This is a genomic window from Mesorhizobium sp. WSM4813, assembly GCF_055811555.1.
Window position 1 is genome coordinate 27,139 of the sequence record NZ_JBVVQU010000057.1, and the last position, 15,750, is coordinate 42,888.

General features: G+C 63.3%; 18 protein-coding genes. 15 read left to right on the forward strand and 3 right to left on the reverse strand.

Annotation, left to right across the window (positions count from 1 at the left end; translation table 11 throughout):
* Positions 1-59: 59 nt before the first annotated feature.
* The 8 genes from AC0L25_RS26365 (at position 60) to AC0L25_RS26400 (ending at position 7,268) form a co-directional block, all read left to right on the forward strand.
* Complete coding sequence (locus AC0L25_RS26365; protein WP_473598194.1) at positions 60-677, forward strand: riboflavin synthase; 618 nt, start codon at positions 60-62, stop codon at positions 675-677.
* A gap of 95 nt (positions 678-772) precedes the next feature.
* The gene (ribH, locus tag AC0L25_RS26370) at positions 773-1,267 is read left to right on the forward strand and encodes a 6,7-dimethyl-8-ribityllumazine synthase (RefSeq protein WP_123147542.1); all 495 of its coding nucleotides are present in this window, start codon (positions 773-775) and stop codon (positions 1,265-1,267) included.
* Positions 1,264-1,764 (forward strand): transcription antitermination factor NusB, encoded by a 501-nt coding sequence (gene nusB / locus AC0L25_RS26375; RefSeq protein WP_023759899.1) that lies wholly within the window; start codon positions 1,264-1,266, stop codon positions 1,762-1,764. The genes ribH and nusB overlap by 4 nt, the downstream gene beginning before the upstream one ends.
* Positions 1,761-2,981, forward strand: coding sequence for an MFS transporter (locus AC0L25_RS26380; protein ID WP_473598195.1), 1,221 nt, complete (start codon positions 1,761-1,763; stop codon positions 2,979-2,981). The genes nusB and AC0L25_RS26380 overlap by 4 nt, the downstream gene beginning before the upstream one ends.
* A 252-nt stretch (positions 2,982-3,233) precedes the next feature.
* Complete coding sequence (gene osmF, locus AC0L25_RS26385) at positions 3,234-4,145, forward strand: glycine betaine ABC transporter substrate-binding protein OsmF (protein ID WP_473598196.1); 912 nt, start codon at positions 3,234-3,236, stop codon at positions 4,143-4,145.
* A gap of 260 nt (positions 4,146-4,405) precedes the next feature.
* Positions 4,406-5,572: an ABC transporter permease gene (locus AC0L25_RS26390; RefSeq protein ID WP_473598197.1), complete on the forward strand. Its 1,167-nt coding sequence runs from the start codon at positions 4,406-4,408 to the stop codon at positions 5,570-5,572.
* The gene (locus tag AC0L25_RS26395; RefSeq protein WP_473598198.1) at positions 5,569-6,507 is read left to right on the forward strand and encodes an ABC transporter ATP-binding protein; all 939 of its coding nucleotides are present in this window, start codon (positions 5,569-5,571) and stop codon (positions 6,505-6,507) included. Before AC0L25_RS26390 ends, AC0L25_RS26395 begins: the two co-directional genes overlap by 4 nt.
* Entirely contained in the window at positions 6,504-7,268 is a 765-nt protein-coding gene (locus tag AC0L25_RS26400) for an ABC transporter permease (protein ID WP_473598199.1), read from the forward strand. Before AC0L25_RS26395 ends, AC0L25_RS26400 begins: the two co-directional genes overlap by 4 nt.
* A gap of 9 nt (positions 7,269-7,277) precedes the next feature.
* On the opposite strand, the gene AC0L25_RS26405 is transcribed toward AC0L25_RS26400, so the two are convergent.
* Both AC0L25_RS26405 and AC0L25_RS26410 read right to left on the reverse strand, forming a co-directional pair.
* Positions 7,278-7,484: a type II toxin-antitoxin system HicA family toxin gene (locus AC0L25_RS26405; protein WP_473598200.1), complete on the reverse strand. Its 207-nt coding sequence runs from the start codon at positions 7,482-7,484 to the stop codon at positions 7,278-7,280.
* Positions 7,481-7,681: a type II toxin-antitoxin system HicB family antitoxin gene (locus AC0L25_RS26410; RefSeq protein WP_023798395.1), complete on the reverse strand. Its 201-nt coding sequence runs from the start codon at positions 7,679-7,681 to the stop codon at positions 7,481-7,483. The genes AC0L25_RS26405 and AC0L25_RS26410 overlap by 4 nt, the downstream gene beginning before the upstream one ends.
* A gap of 445 nt (positions 7,682-8,126) precedes the next feature.
* Between AC0L25_RS26410 and AC0L25_RS26415 the strand changes: the two genes are divergently transcribed.
* On the forward strand, positions 8,127-10,268 hold the full coding sequence (locus AC0L25_RS26415) for a sodium-translocating pyrophosphatase (RefSeq protein ID WP_473598201.1): 2,142 nt from the start codon (positions 8,127-8,129) through the stop codon (positions 10,266-10,268).
* Between the two features lie 257 nt (positions 10,269-10,525).
* On the opposite strand, the gene AC0L25_RS26420 is transcribed toward AC0L25_RS26415, so the two are convergent.
* A complete protein-coding gene (locus AC0L25_RS26420) occupies positions 10,526-11,071 on the reverse strand; it encodes an outer membrane protein assembly factor BamE (RefSeq protein WP_473598202.1) in 546 nt (181 codons plus the stop codon).
* A 114-nt stretch (positions 11,072-11,185) separates the two neighbouring features.
* Here AC0L25_RS26420 and AC0L25_RS26425 point away from each other — a divergent pair, with 114 nt between their 5' ends.
* The 6 genes from AC0L25_RS26425 (at position 11,186) to AC0L25_RS26450 (ending at position 15,634) form a co-directional block, all read left to right on the forward strand.
* Positions 11,186-11,728, forward strand: coding sequence for a ubiquinol-cytochrome C chaperone family protein (locus tag AC0L25_RS26425; protein WP_473598203.1), 543 nt, complete (start codon positions 11,186-11,188; stop codon positions 11,726-11,728).
* A gap of 7 nt (positions 11,729-11,735) precedes the next feature.
* Entirely contained in the window at positions 11,736-12,284 is a 549-nt protein-coding gene (locus AC0L25_RS26430) for a YceD family protein (protein WP_473598204.1), read from the forward strand.
* Positions 12,285-12,415: 131 nt separating this feature from the next.
* On the forward strand, positions 12,416-13,486 hold the full coding sequence (plsX, locus tag AC0L25_RS26435) for a phosphate acyltransferase PlsX (protein WP_473598205.1): 1,071 nt from the start codon (positions 12,416-12,418) through the stop codon (positions 13,484-13,486).
* A 9-nt stretch (positions 13,487-13,495) separates the two neighbouring features.
* Complete coding sequence (locus AC0L25_RS26440) at positions 13,496-14,467, forward strand: beta-ketoacyl-ACP synthase III (protein ID WP_473598206.1); 972 nt, start codon at positions 13,496-13,498, stop codon at positions 14,465-14,467.
* Positions 14,468-14,571: 104 nt separating this feature from the next.
* Positions 14,572-14,895 carry an integration host factor subunit alpha gene (locus tag AC0L25_RS26445; RefSeq protein ID WP_095485783.1) on the forward strand — a complete coding sequence of 108 codons (324 nt, stop codon included), beginning with the start codon at positions 14,572-14,574 and terminating at the stop codon, positions 14,893-14,895.
* 196 nt (positions 14,896-15,091) lie between these two features.
* Positions 15,092-15,634: a MerR family transcriptional regulator gene (locus AC0L25_RS26450; protein WP_123147533.1), complete on the forward strand. Its 543-nt coding sequence runs from the start codon at positions 15,092-15,094 to the stop codon at positions 15,632-15,634.
* Positions 15,635-15,750 lie beyond the last annotated feature (116 nt).

Consider the following 15,750-nt stretch of genomic DNA (forward strand, 5'->3'; position numbering starts at 1 on the left):
CCAAAAAGTGGGAACCGGTTTTTGGACAAGATCATGGTCAAACTGAAAGACAGAGTCTGATGTTTACCGGGATTGTCACCGATGTTGGCACCGTCGCTGCCGTGAAGCCGCTGAGAGAGGGCGTCGGCTTGCGCATCGACACCGCCTATGACCCGCAGACGATCGCCATTGGTGCTTCGATTTCCTGCGGCGGCGTCTGCCTGACGGTGACGGCGCTGCCGGAAAGCGGTGCCAATGCGCGCTGGTTCGAGGTCGAGGCCTGGGAAGAGGCACTCAGGCTGACGACGGCGATGGGCTGGAAATCTGGCACCAGGATCAATCTGGAGCGGGCGCTGAAGATCGGCGACGAACTCGGTGGCCACATTGTTTCAGGCCATGTCGACGGCACGGCCGAGATCGTGACGTGCAAGGAGGAGGGCGACGCCGTGCGCTTCACGCTGGAAGCGCCGCGCGACCTGGCCAAATTCATCGCACCCAAGGGCTCCGTCGCGCTCGATGGCACCTCGCTCACCGTCAACAAGGTGGAAGGCACCCGCTTCGACGTGCTGCTGATCCATCACTCGCTGACGGTGACCACCTGGGTTGAGCGTGACGTCGGCGACCGCGTCAACCTCGAGGTCGACACCATGGCCCGCTACGCTGCCCGCCTGATGGAGGCGGCGAAAGAGGGGCTTTGAGCCGCCCTTGGAAATTAGACGCAGTCCGACCCTCTGACAAAGCTTGCGAACGCGGCCGCTTCGGCCTAAGTCACCGGCGATCCCCGGAGACATCTATGGCTGGCACATCCCAACACGGCAAAGCGTTCATTCGCCCGAAGAAGAAGGCTCACCTTCTTGTAATCGAGGCACGCTTCCATGACGATCTTGCCGACGCGCTGCTCGAAGGCGCGACAAGCGCGCTCGACGAAGCGGGCGCGACATACGATGTCGTTACCGTTCCGGGCTCACTCGAAATTCCCGCGGTGATTTCCTTCGCGCTCGACGGCGCCGCCGAAGGCGGGCCGAGCTATGATGGTTTTGTCGCCCTCGGCACCGTCGTGCGCGGTGACACCTATCATTTCGATATCGTCGCCAATGAATCCAGCCGTGCCCTGATGGACCTGTCCGTGCAGGAAGCGGTCTGCATCGGCAACGGCATCCTCACCACCGAAAATGACGAGCAGGCGTGGACGCGGGCCAGGCGTTCGGAAGGCGACAAGGGCGGCTTTGCCGCGCGTGCGGCGCTGACCATGATTGCCCTCAAGCAACAGTTGGGGGAGCGATCGTGAGCGATCCCGCATCACCCGGCCAGCCCGCGGTGCGCCACGCCAACAAGCGCGGTGCTGCCCGTCTGGCCGCCGTGCAGGCGCTCTACCAGATGGATGTGGCCGGCAGCGGCGTCTTCGAGATCACCGCCGAATACGAGGCGTTCAGGCTCGGCAAGGAAGTCGACGGGGCGCTCTATCGCGAAGCCGACGCACAATGGTTTCGCGCCATCCTCGCCGGCGTCGTCGAGAACCAGAAGACCATCGATCCGATCATCCGCCAGGCGTTGACCGAGGACTGGCCGCTGTCCAGGCTCGATTCGACGCTGCGCGCCATATTGCGCGCCGGCGTCTACGAACTGATGAAGCGAGAGGACGTACCGGTGGCTGTCATCGTTTCGGAATATGTCGATATCGCCAAGGCGTTTTACGAAGAAGACGAGCCGAAGCTGGTCAACGCGGTGCTCGATCGCGTGTCGCGCCGGGTGCGCGGCGAGGGCCGCGGCAAGGACGCTTCATGACGGCCGTCGCTATCGCCGAGGCTGGCAGGGAAGCGCGCCGCACGGCGCTCATCCTTGCCGCTTCGCAGGCGATCATCGGTTCCGCCGCACCGATAGCCATTTCCGTGGGTGGGTTGGCCGGACATTATCTGCTCGGCTCCGACAAGTCGCTGGCGACCGCACCGATCACCGGCTTCAACGTCGGCGTGGCGCTCGGCGCCCTGCCGGCAGCAGCCATCATCCGCCGGCTCGGCCAGCGCGACGGCTTCATGACCGGCACGATCGTCACTGCGCTCGGTGGTCTGATTGCCACGCTGGCGCTGTTTCAGGCCAGCTTTTGGCTGTTTGCCTTCGGCCTGCTGGTGATCGGCATCGGCGGTGCCTTCGTCCAGCAATTCCGCTTCGCCGCCGCCGACAACGCGCCGTCTGAATTCAAGGCGCGCGCCATCTCCTTCGTCCTGGCCGGCGGCATCGTCACCGCTATACTCGGGCCGCAAATCGTCATCTTCACTCGCGAATTGTTTGCGCCGGTGATGTTTGCCGGCTCGTTTGCGTCCATCCTGGTGCTGGCGGCGGTCGGCGCCGCCATCCTGTCGCTCCTGCGCATCCCTGCCAAGGCGACGGGCAAAGCGGAAATCGCCGACAGCGACGCGCGGCCGCTCGCGGAGATCGTGACTAGGCCGCGCTTCGTGGCAGCGCTGTTTTGTGCCGTCGGCAGCTATGCGCTGATGAGCTTCGTTATGACCGGCGCACCGCTCGCCATGGTCGGCTGCGGCCTGTCGACGGACGACGCCACGCTCGGCATTTCCTGGCATGTCATGGCGATGTTCGCGCCGAGCTTCTTCACCGGCTCGCTGATCTATCGCTTCGGCGCTGAACGGATTGTCGCAACCGGACTTGTGCTGCTGATCGGCTGCGCCGTGGTGGCGCTGTCGGGCCTGGCGCTGTGGCAGTTCTGGACGGCGCTGATCCTGCTCGGCCTTGGCTGGAATTTCGGCTTCATCGGCGCCACCGCCATGGTCGCCGACAGCTACCGGCCATCCGAAAAGGGCAAGGTCCAGGGTTTTCACGACTTTGTCCTATTCGGCTCCGTCGCCTTCGCCTCGCTGATGTCGGGCGCGGTCTACAATGCCTGGGGTTGGGAGATGCTGAACTGGATCATCTTCCCGGTGGCGGTGCTGTGCTTCGTGGCTCTGGGCGTATTAAAAATGACGAGTGCGCGGCCGACCAGCGCATGATCCCGAACCGAAGGCTCGGAAAGGATCATGCGCAAAATCAAAAGTGCTAAAGCGTCGTTTGTGCGTCCGAGCGGACGCGCGGCGCTGTAGTGACATGACGCTGTCGGGATCAGACAGCAGCGGATTCACCCGCATCCGAACAAAATTATTGCCCCCATCCCCCTTCTTATGAAACCGTGTGCCCCGACGGGGCATTGAAGCCATGCTCATATGCGGCAGCCGTAATCCGGTTCTCAGCAAGGGATTTGTGAAATGTTTTCAGTCAAGGTTCTGGCCGGCGCGGCTCTGGCGCTCGGCATCACCGCAGCCTCGGCGAGCGCTCAGGTGGTCGTGTCGTCGAAGATCGACACCGAAGGCGGCGTGCTCGGCAACATCATCCAGCTGGTGCTGAACGCCAACAACATCCAGACCACCGATCGCATCCAGCTCGGCGGCACTCCTGTGGTGCGCAAGGCGATCACCGCCGGCGAGATCGACATCTACCCGGAATACACCGGCAATGCCGCCTTCTTCTTCGAAAAGGCCGACGATCCCGTGTGGAAGGACGCCGCCAAGGGCTATGAAATGGCCAAGAAGCTCGACTACGACGCCAACAAGATCGTCTGGCTATCGCCGTCGCCGGCCAATAACACCTGGGCGATTGCGCTGCGCAAGGACGTCGCCGAGACCAACAAGCTGGCGAGGTTGTCCGACTTCGGCAAATATGTCTCCGGCGGCGGCCAGGTGGTGCTGGCGGCCTCGGCCGAATTCGTCAATTCGGCTGCCGCCCTGCCGGCTTTCCAGACCACCTATGGCTTCACGCTTAAGCCGGACCAGCTGATCACGCTGTCCGGCGGCGACACGGCAGCGACCATCGCTGCTGCGGCGAACCAGACCAACGGCGCTAACGCCGCCATGGTCTACGGCACCGATGGCGGCATCGCGCCGTCCGGTCTGGTCGTGCTCGAAGACGACAAGGGCGTACAGCCGGTCTACCAGCCGGCGCCGATCATCCGCGAGGCGGTGCTGAAGGAGCATCCCGAAATCGAGACGCTGCTGAAGCCGGTCTTCGCCAAGCTCGACCTCGTCACCCTGCAGGAGTTGAACGGCCGCGTGCAGGTCGGCGGCGAGCCGGTCAAGGGCGTCGCCGAAGACTTTTTGAAGCAGAACGGGTTTTTGAAGTAGGCCGTTCCTGAAATCGTGACATCGGTGCGCGGCGCCCCCCTCCGGCCTGCCGGCCATCTCCCCCTCAAGGGGGGAGATCGGATGTCCCGACGGCTTTCGCCACCTTTCAGCGGTGCAAGGTGTGTACCGGCGCTGACGCTGCCAATCTCCCGCCTTGAGGGGGAGATGGCCGGCAGGCCAGAGGGGGGCGCCGCGCGCCAAGGTCTCAATCCCGTAGCCGCATCTCCCCCAGCGTACGTCGTTTCGCACAGGCGTGCGTCATGACCGTCCGGTTCGACAAGCTCGGCGTGGTCATCGCCGCGATCGCTGCCTATGCCGCCTTCGCGGCGCCGTTCGCCACTTTTCGCGCAAACCGCATCGTACCCGGCGAGGCACGCTCGATCCTCGAGGCTCTGCCTGCGGCGGCAGGCCCGCTGCTGCTGGCGATCGTCGTCGCCGCGGCGCTCATCGCGCTGTTGAAGACGCCGCTGATCCTGCGCCTGGCCGCCAGTGTGGTCGCGCTTGCAGCACTGGCGCTGCTGATCGGTATCGCCGGCAGCTTCCTGACGCCTGAGGGCAACACCTTTGCCCGCATCTCGCCGGCCTCCGGTTTCTGGCTGCTCATCTTCGCCTTTACGCTTTTGCTCGCCGATGTGCTGACGAGATTGAACCTGTCGCCATGGGGGCGGATCGGCGTGCTCGTCGTCGCAGCTCTGGCCATCGGCCTGCTGCTGGTCTCGGGAAGCTGGAACAGTCTGTCGATCCTGAAGGAATATGCCAACCGTGCCGACAGTTTCTGGGCGGAAGGCTCCAAGCATGTGACGCTGGCGCTGGGCTCGCTGGCGGCAGCAGTGATATCAGGCCTGCCGCTCGGCATCCTCTGCCACCGCATCGAAAAATTGCGGGCCGGCGTGCTCAACGTGCTGAACATCATCCAGACCATTCCCTCGATCGCGCTGTTCGGCCTTTTGATCGCGCCGCTCGGCTGGGTCGCAACGCATGTGCCCGGCGCAGCCTCCCTCGGCATTCGCGGCATCGGCACCGCGCCCGCTTTCGTCGCCCTGTTCCTGTATTCGCTGCTGCCGGTGGTGGCCAACACCGTGGTCGGTCTTGCTGGCGTGCCGCGCGCCGCCAACGACGCCGCACGCGGCATGGGCATGACCGATCGCCAGCGCCTGTTCGGCGTCGAATTTCCGCTGGCCTTCCCGGTGATCCTCACCGGCATCCGCATCGTGCTGGTCCAGAACATCGGCCTTGCCACCATTGCCGCGCTGATCGGCGGCGGCGGCTTCGGCGTGTTCGTGTTCCAGGGCGTTGGCCAGACGGCGATGGACCTGGTGCTGCTCGGCGCCGTGCCGACGGTGGCTATGGCCTTTGCCGCCGCGATCATCCTCGACGCGGTGATCGAAATGACCTCCACCAGGAGACGCGAGGCGCAACCGGCATGATCGAGATCGAAGGCATTACCAAGCGCTACGACGCCACAGCGGTAGTTGACGACGTGTCGATGGTGATCGAGCCGCGCACCATCGCCGTCATTGTCGGCACCTCAGGCTCTGGCAAGACGACGCTGCTTCGCATGATCAACCGGCTGATCGAGCCGACCGCGGGCGTGATCAGGCTCGACGGCGCCGACAACCGCTCGCTGCCCGGCTACCAGCTGCGCCGCAGCATCGGCTACGCCATCCAGGGCCATGGGCTGTTTCCGCATCGCACGGTGGCGCAGAATATCGCCACCGTGCCGGTGCTGCTCGGCTGGGACGCGGCCCGCATCAAGAGTCGTGTCGACGAGTTGATGACGCTCTACCAACTCGATCCCCAAGCGTTCGGGCCACGCTATCCGCACGAACTCTCCGGCGGCCAGCAGCAGCGCGTCGGCGTCGCCCGCGCGCTTGCCGCGGAGCCGAACGTGCTGTTGATGGACGAGCCGTTCGGCGCCCTCGACCCGATCATCCGCAACAAGGCGCAGGAGGATCTCCTGGCGATCCAGAAGCGCTTTGGCACCACCATCATCCTCGTCACCCATGACATGGAGGAGGCGGTGCATATGGGCGACAAGATCGCGGTGATGGATGCCGGCAAGCTGGTGCAATATGCCAAGCCCGCCGAGATCCTGGCGAAGCCGGCCAGCGCTTTCGTCGAGACCCTGGTCGGCGCCAGCGAAAAACCGTTCAGGCTGCTGTCGCTTGGCCGCGTCCGCGACGCGGTCGAGAAGGGCACCGCCGAAGGCGAGGCTATCCCCGACGACGCCAGCCAGCGCGATGCGCTGGCCGAACTCCTCTGGTCAGGACGCCCGGCGCTGCCAGTGAAAGGTGCCGACGGCAAGCCGCTCGGCCGCGTGACGGTGGACGGGCTGGTGAAACGCGCCGCGAGGCCGGCATGAAGAATGCCGGTGTAAAAGCCTGGCTTCCGTCGCTGCTCAGGCTTGTCCTGGTGGTGTTGCTCATTGCTTTCGTGACCAATCCCGGCTGGTTCGAGCCGCTGCTGAAGCCGCTGACCGAGAACAACGCGCCGGCGATCTACAATCAGGGCAGCCTTTTGACCTTGACGCTCCTGCATCTGAGGACCGTGCTGATCGCGACGGTGGCGGCGACCATCGTTGCCGTGGCGCTTGCCATCCTGGTCACCAGGCAGGCCGGCGTCGAATTCCTGCCGCTGTCGCGCAGCCTGGTCAATATCGGCCAGACATTTCCGCCGGTGGCCGTGCTGGCGCTTGCCGTGCCGGCGGTCGGCTTCGGCGAGAAGCCGACGCTGATCGCGCTGTTTCTCTACGGCCTGCTGCCGATCTTCGAGAACGCGCTGACCGGACTGACGACGCTGCCGGCAAACGTGGTCGAGGCGGCGCGCGGCGCCGGCATGACCGGCTGGCAAAGGCTGGTTAGGGTCGAGCTGCCGCTCAGCGCGCCGATCATTCTCGGCGGTATCCGGCTGTCAGTGGTCATCAGCCTCGCCACCGCGACGATCGGCTCGACCGTGGCGGCCAGGACGCTGGGCGAGGTGATCATCGCCGGTCTGTTGTCGAACAACCTCGCCTTCGTCCTGCAGGGCGGCCTGATCGTTGCCGCCCTTGCCGTGCTGATCTATGACGGGCTGTCGGCGATCGAGCGCTACACCGCGCGCCGCATGGGGCGGGAGACGGCGTAGTCGCCAAACTCAGATGTCGCGTTGGCTCATCTCGGCCAGCGCCAAGAGATGTCGCAAGAGCCCTGTTTTGAGCGGGCTGTTGCCGTGAATCGGAATTGAAAGACGCACGATGCTGCCTTCCTTGCCGTAGATGTGATGACTGCCGGCGACACGCAAGAGTTTCCAGCCTTGCCGCTCGATGGCGCGTGCAAGCTCCTTGCCGGAAACAGACTTCAAACAGCGATTTCCATGACCCGGCCGGGTTCTGAGGTGAAAGATAGCGGCTCTACCGAGAGGCAGCCTTCGATCGCTTCACGCAAGTTCTCGACAAGTTCGTCCAAGGTTTCACCCTGGGTCGCGCAGCCGGGAATTGCCGGCACTTCGGCCCAGTAGCCACCTTCTTCGGCTTCGTGAATGATCGCCTTGAACTTCATGAGTCAACTCCAGTTCGACCTTGAAGATAGGCTACCCCGTCAGTGTTTGCAAAGCAGGACGAGCGCCGTCTATCGCAACTTTCTTGCTACGCCTGATCAGGTTCGCGCCGGGTGATCGAGCGTCACCTCGACCGTGGGTGCCCGTCTGCTGATCTTAGTCGTCCAGCCGGACGGCGGTCGGTGCAAAGGCTGACGACCGCCAGCCGATTTCAATCGATCTTATGGGACGGCGGCGCTGGCGAGCGTGATGCCGCCCATTGCTTTTGGGCGAAAGCCGTGGCTTTTGGGCGAAAGCCGGGCAAAAACCGAACAATATCTTGACGTTCGCAACCCTGTTTCGCATAAGCCGGTACGAAGGGAGCGGATTCCGCGCGCGGAATCCGCTCCCCGTCTCAACGGCCCAGGGAGGGGTTCTTTTGGGTCATCAAGCGAGGAAAATCCGGCAATGACCATAATTTCGGCTGTCATCGCCTGCGGTCTGCTTTCAGTCCTTTACGCCATCTGGGCGACACGTTCGGTCCTCGCGGCCGATCAGGGCAATGCACGCATGCAGGAAATTTCCGCGGCCATCCGCGAAGGCGCGCAGGCCTATCTGGCGCGCCAGTACACCACCATCGCCATCGTCGGCGTCGTGGTCCTGCTGCTCGCCTGGTGGCTGCTTTCGATCACCGCCGCCATCGGCTTCCTGATCGGCGCCGTTCTGTCGGGCGCTGCCGGCTTCATCGGCATGCACGTCTCGGTGCGCGCCAATGTCCGCACCGCGCAGGCGGCTTCCAACAGCCTCGCTGCCGGCCTCGAGATCGCCTTCAAGTCGGGCGCCATCACCGGCATGCTTGTCGCTGGCCTGGCCCTGCTCGGCGTCTCGATCTACTACCTGATCCTCACCCAATTCATGGGCCTCCAGCCCAACGACCGTGTCGTCATCGACTCGCTGGTTTCGCTCGGCTTCGGCGCTTCGCTGATCTCGATCTTCGCCCGTCTCGGCGGCGGCATCTTCACCAAGGGCGCTGACGTCGGCGGCGATCTGGTCGGCAAGGTCGAAGCCGGCATTCCCGAAGACGATCCGCGCAATCCGGCCACCATCGCCGACAATGTCGGTGACAATGTCGGCGACTGCGCCGGCATGGCCGCCGACCTGTTCGAGACCTATGCGGTGACCGTGGTTGCCACCATGGTCCTCGCCGCCATCTTCTTCGGCGGCACCGCCGTTCTCAGTGCCACGATGCTCTATCCGCTGGCCATCTGCGGTGCCTGCATCCTGACCTCCATTGTCGGCACTTTCTTCGTCAAGCTCGGCTCCAACGGCTCGATCATGGGCGCGCTCTATAAGGGCCTGATCGTCACCGGCCTGCTGTCGATCGTCGGCCTCGGCATCGCCACCTCGGCAACGCTGGGCTGGGGCGAGATCGGCACAGTCGCCGGCATGACCATCACCGGCACGAACCTGTTCATCTGCGGCCTGGTCGGTCTCGCGGTGACCGGCCTCATCGTGGTGATCACCGAATACTACACCGGCACCGACAAGCGCCCGGTGAACTCCATCGCCCAGGCTTCGGTCACCGGTCACGGCACCAACGTCATCCAGGGTCTTGCGGTCTCGCTGGAATCGACGGCACTTCCGGCAATCGTCATCGTCGGCGGCATCATTTCGACCTACCAGCTCGCCGGCCTCTACGGCACGGCGATCGCAGTCACAACGATGCTCGGCCTTGCCGGCATGATCGTTGCGCTCGACGCCTTCGGCCCGGTCACCGACAATGCCGGCGGCATTGCCGAAATGGCCGGCTTGCCCAAGGAAGTGCGCCAATCCACCGATGCGCTCGACGCGGTCGGCAACACCACCAAGGCGGTGACCAAAGGTTACGCCATCGGTTCAGCCGGTCTCGGCGCGCTGGTGCTGTTTGCGGCCTACTCCAACGACCTGAAGTTCTTTGCCGCCAATAGCGACAAATATCCTTACTTCCAGGGCATGGGCGAAGTTTCTTTCGACCTCTCCAACCCTTACGTCGTCGCCGGTCTGATCTTCGGCGGTCTGATCCCGTATCTGTTCGGCGGCATCGCCATGACGGCTGTCGGCCGTGCGGCGGGCGCCATCGTCGAGGAGGTGCGCAAGCAGTTCCGCGAGGATCCGGGCATCATGGCCGGCACGTCGAAGCCGAACTATGCGCGTGCGGTCGACCTTCTGACCAAGGCGGCGATCCGGGAAATGATCATTCCCTCGCTGCTGCCGGTGCTGGCGCCGCTGGTCGTGTATTTCGGCGTGCTGCTGATCTCGGGCTCGAAGGCGTCCGCCTTTGCAGCGCTTGGCGCTTCGCTGCTCGGCGTCATCGTCAACGGCCTGTTCGTCGCCATCTCGATGACCTCTGGTGGCGGCGCCTGGGACAACGCGAAAAAATCGTTCGAGGATGGCTTCACCGACAAGAACGGCGTCAAGCACCTCAAAGGTTCCGAGGCGCACAAGGCTTCGGTGACCGGCGACACGGTCGGCGATCCCTACAAGGACACCGCCGGCCCGGCAGTCAACCCGGCGATCAAGATCACCAACATCGTCGCCCTGCTGCTGCTGGCCGTGCTCGCGCACGGCTGAGGCCGCTCGGCCCTTCCGGGCCCGAAATCCAGAACCGAACCCGCGGGAGCGATCCCGCGGGTTCTTCCGTTTTGGACGTCCAGCATAGGGCATTGACGCCCGTGACGGGTCGACGCGTTCAAGTCGTCTTGGGCCCGCAGCTTGCGACAATAGCTGCTGTCTCAAAACAAAAACCCGCAGGATCGCTCTCGCGGGTTTTCGGTCTGCTTCCAGGGAAGCAAAGGGAAAGGATGAGAAGCCGATTCTGTCGGGATGGATCAGGTGCCGCTGAGCGAGCTGCCGCCACCACCTGGGAGGCCGGGCGCCAGCTTGCTGGCGCCGTTGATGATCTGGCTGAGGAAGTTCTGGTCCTTGCCGCCGGTCGGCGTGGTCCGCGAGATGAAGTCGAACACCTTGCCGTCCTTCAAGCCGTAATTGGCGATCTGGGTAACGCGCCCGTCCTCGCCGAAATAGACGGCCAGCACCTTCTGGTCGACCAGCCTTGGCTTGTCGAAGGCGACGTAACGCTTGCGCGTCTGTGAGATGTAGTAGAAGGCCTCGTTGTCGAAAGTCGCCTTCGTCGACGGGGTGCCGAGCGCCAGAAGCACCTGTTCCCGGCTTGAGCCGACCGGCACCAGGTCAATCGCCTGCTGGTCGATGACGTAGCCTTGCGTCAGCGTCTCGCTCGGATTGAGATCACCGATCATCTTCGACGAGTTGCAAGCGGACAGCGCCGAAGCAATCACCAGCAGCGAGACCGCGCCCGTGGACCTGGACAAAGCGGACCTGGACAGAAAAGTCGACTTGAATTTCAGCGCGCGCAACTACAACTCCATTAGCTGGCCGCAACTTGCGCTGGGCCGCAAAACCGGTAAACCAGCTTGCTCGTCGATGCAACAAGGCCAATTCAACAAACGGTCCCCGGGAGACCACCCTCAATGTTCCAGCGCCTTTTTGGTCGCGAACGTCACGCCAACCGCGCTATCACCGAGGCGCTTTACGCACAAATCGTGGCAGCGGCGCGGCAAACCGTGTTTTATTCCGACTGGAATGTACCGGACACGCCGCTTGGCCGCTTCGAGATGCTGTCGCTGCACATGTTCCTGTTTCAGCACCGGCTGCGCGGCGAGGGCGGTGTTGCCGGGGAGGTCGCGCAGGTGCTGATCGACGAATTCTTCATGGATGTCGAGCATTCGCTGCGGGAACTGGGCATCGGCGACGTCGGCGTGCCGAAGCGCATGAAGAAACTGGCGAAGATGTTCTATGGCCGGACCGCCGCCTATGACGATGCGCTGGAACGAGACGACCATGATGCACTCATCGCCGCCCTTGCCCGCAATGTCAGGCCAGATGCCGGCACCTGGCCACAAGCAACGCATCTGGCCGGCTACCTCGCCGATGTCTCCAGGCGACTCGCGGAACAGCCGACAAAATCGATTGTTTCCGGCACGGTGGCATTCCCCGTCCCCAAGACTATCTAAGGAAAAGATGAAACGCGCCGATTCCCAGAGCCCCGTGTCCTTCGTGGCCAATGTCGCTCGGCTGCCGCAAAAGGGACTGCCGGTGGTGATCGAGGCCGACGCCGCGCAGCGCGCCGCGCTGGCGGGCGAGCACGATTTGCTCTCGGTCGAGAACTACCGTGCCGAACTGCTGGTGACGCCATGGAAGCGCAACGGCGTCAAGGTCAGCGGCCGCGTCGAGGCCGATATCACCCAGGCCTGCATCGTCACCCTCGACCCGGTCGAGGCGCATATCGACGAGGCGGTCGACGGACTGTTCCTGCCGGAGCAGTCCAAGCTCGGGCGGCAGGGTTTCGAGGGCGGCGGCGAGATAATGCTCGATGCCGAAGGGCCGGACAGCCCGGAAACATTTTCCGGCAATACGATCGATGTCGGGGCGCTCGCCGAACAGTTCTTTGGGTTGGCGATCGATCCCTATCCGCGCAAGCAAGGCGTTTCAGTGGAGGCTGCCGACGATGCCGGGACTGCGGAAAGCGAATTCCAGCAAAAGCTGCGTTCCCTGCTGGGAAAATCCTGAAAACCCGACCCAATCAGAGAAAGCCGGTTGTGCGGCAGCCCAAAAACGCTATTTTCGCCGAACCTTCGCGAGCCCCAAAACCGTTGCCAGCGCCAGGCGCTCGCTCAAGCAAACTGTGAGATGAACACCGCGTGATCAGGATTTCCATCGATGCCATGGGTGGCGATCACGGACCAAGCGTGGTCATCCCGGCGCTCATGACGGTCGCGACCCGGCGTCCCGACATCCGCTTCGTCATCTATGGTCGCGAGGAGGCGGTGCGCCCCGAACTCGCAAAACTCCCCAAGCTGGCGGAAGTGTGCGAGTTCATTCACTGTGAGATAGCAGTCAGGATGGACGACAAGCCGAGCCAGGCGCTGCGCCATGGCCGCTGGAAGTCGTCGATGTGGAAAGCGGTCGAGGCGGTCAAGGCAGGTACTGCCGACGCCTGCATCTCGGCCGGCAACACCGGCGCGCTGATGGCGATGTCGAGGTTCTGTCTTCGCACTATGGCGACCATCGACCGTCCGGCGATCGCGGCGCTCTGGCCGACACTGCGCGGCGAAAGCGTGGTGCTGGACGTCGGCGCCACCATCGGCGCGGATGCGCATCAACTGGTTGATTTCGCCATTCTGGGCACCGGCATGGCGCGCTCGGTTTTCGGCATCGAACGGCCGAGCATCGGTCTGCTCAACGTTGGCGTCGAGGAGATCAAGGGCCAGGAAGAGGTCAAGGAAGCAGGCCGCATGTTGCGCGAGGCCAACATGGCCTCGATGAACTACCATGGTTTCGTCGAGGGCGACGACATCGGCAAGGGCACGGTCGACGTGGTCGTCACCGAAGGATTCGCCGGCAACATCGCGCTGAAGACGGCGGAAGGCACGGTACGACAGATCGCCGGTTACCTGCGCGCCGCGATGGACCGGACGCTGATGGCCAGGATCGGCTATGTATTCGCCAAGGGCGCCTTCGATCGCCTGCGCGAAAAGATGGATGTCGGCCGCTCCAATGGCGGCGTTTTCCTGGGTCTGAATGGCATCGTGGTGAAAAGCCATGGCGGGGCCGATTCGGACGGCTTCGCGGCGGCGATCGAGCTTGGCTACGACATGGTACGCAACAATCTGCTCGATCGCATCGAAGCCGATCTCGACCTGTTCCATGCGCGCAATCCGCATGCCCAGACAACTCGGAAATCCGACGTCGTTGCCGACGCAGAGGAATAGGAAAGAGCCTTGATCAGATCAGTCGTGCGCGGCACAGGCGCCGCGCTGCCCCGCCGCATCATGAAGAATGCCGATTTCGAAGGCATGGTCGAGACGTCGGATGAATGGATCGCCCAGCGCACCGGCATTCGCCAGCGCCATATCGCGGCCGACGATGAGACGACGGCTTCGCTCGGCGAGGCGGCGGCGCGCGCAGCCCTCGACAATGCTGGCCTGACGCCGGCTGATATCGACCTGATCGTGCTGGCGACCTCGACTCCCAACAACACCTTTCCGGCGACCGCCGTCGACATCCAGAACCGGCTCGGCATGCATCATGGCTTCGCCTTCGACATGCAGGCGGTGTGCTCGGGCTTCGTCTATGCCGTGACGACCGCCGACCTCTATATCCGCGGCGGTCTGGCCAAACGCGTGCTGGTGATCGGCTCGGAAACCTTCTCGCGCATCCTCGACTGGAGCGACCGCTCGACCTGCGTGCTGTTTGGCGACGGCGCCGGCGCGATGGTGCTGGAAGCAGGAGAGGGAGCGGGCAGCATTGCCGACCACGGCGTGCTGGCGGCCAGCCTGCGCTCCGACGGCGCCCACAAGGACAAGCTGTTCGTCGATGGTGGACCGTCGACCACCGGAACGGTGGGGCATCTCAGGATGGAAGGCCGCGAAGTGTTCAAGCACGCCGTCGGCATGATCACCGATGTCATCGAGGCGACGTTCTCAGCTGCCGGCATCACCGCTGAGGATCTCGACTGGTTCGTGCCGCATCAGGCCAATAAGCGGATTATCGACGCTTCAGCCAAAAAGCTCGGGATAGCAGAGCAAAAGGTGGTGGTTACGGTTAATTTGCACGGCAACACCTCGGCTGCTTCCGTGCCGCTGGCTCTGTCGGTGGCGGTCGCCGACGGCCGTATCAAGAAGGGTGATCTGGTGCTGATCGAGGCGATGGGCGGGGGCTTCACCTGGGGCGCGGTTTTGGTTCGCTGGTAAGTGCCGAACTGACAGGTTCGGTCCTTGACCTTGCCGGATCAATTACTTAGGCTCTATCTTTGCTTGTATAGAGTTATGTTTTTGAGCTGATGGGGACGGTTCGCATGGGGGGAAAGACACTTACGCGCGCCGATCTTGCTGAAGCCGTTTATCGCAAGGTGGGCTTGTCGCGCACTGAATCAGCCGAGCTCGTCGAAGCGGTTCTGGACGAGATTTGCGAAGCGATCGTTCGCGGTGAGACGGTGAAATTGTCGTCGTTCGCGACGTTCCATGTCCGCTCCAAGAACGAGCGCATCGGGCGCAATCCGAAAACCGGCGAGGAAGTGCCGATCCTGCCGCGCCGCGTGATGACCTTCAAATCGTCGAATGTGCTGAAGAACCGTATCCTGCGCGCCCACCAGAACAGCAAGGCCAAGGGCAGCAAATAGCGCCTGCGCTTCAAAAGCCCGGTTGAAAACGGTTGGTACCTTTGATGCCGGGCTTGAATATTGTTTCATAAACCGCTGATATAAGGCCCGATTCGGCAGAACAAGCCGGATCGGAATGACTCTTTGTTGAGCGTGATCTTGGCCGAAAACCGATTCCCACTTTTCGGGATCATGCTCCAGCGTGAGGATTTCGCCCATGGACAAGAGCCCCGATGCTTTCCGCACCATCAGTGAGGTCGCAGAAGATCTCGACCTGCCGCAGCATGTGCTGCGTTTCTGGGAAACGCGTTTCAACCAGATCAAGCCGATGAAGCGCGGCGGCGGCCGCCGCTACTACCGGCCGCAGGATGTCGAACTGATCAAGGGCATCCGCCACATGCTCTACGACCAGGGTTATACGATCAAGGGCGTGCAGAAGCTGCTGCGCGAGAACGGCAACCATTTCCTCGTCGCCATCGGCAGTGGCGACATGGCGGCCGTCGAGGCGATCTCGCAACGCCGGCAGGCCGATGCGGTGCCGCTGACGCCAGCGGCCCAACCGCGCGGCGCCGATGACGAGATGCTGGTCGGCGAGCCCAAGGTGAAACCCAGCCGGCGCTTTTTCGGCCTCGGCAAGACCGACGACGACGGGCCGGTGCAGCCGGGCACGTCGAAACTCTCGCGCGACAACCGTGCTTTGCTGCAGGAGGCGCTGTTCGACCTTCTGGAATGCAAGCGCCTGCTCGATCAGGTGCGCTAGGTGGTGTGGACTCTTAGGATTCCCTTTTTGACCGTAGCCTGATTCAAGACTGCTTTTGGAGGCAGCCTTGGGTGTAATGGATCGGTTGATATTGAGTGACGCGGCGTGGGATAGGA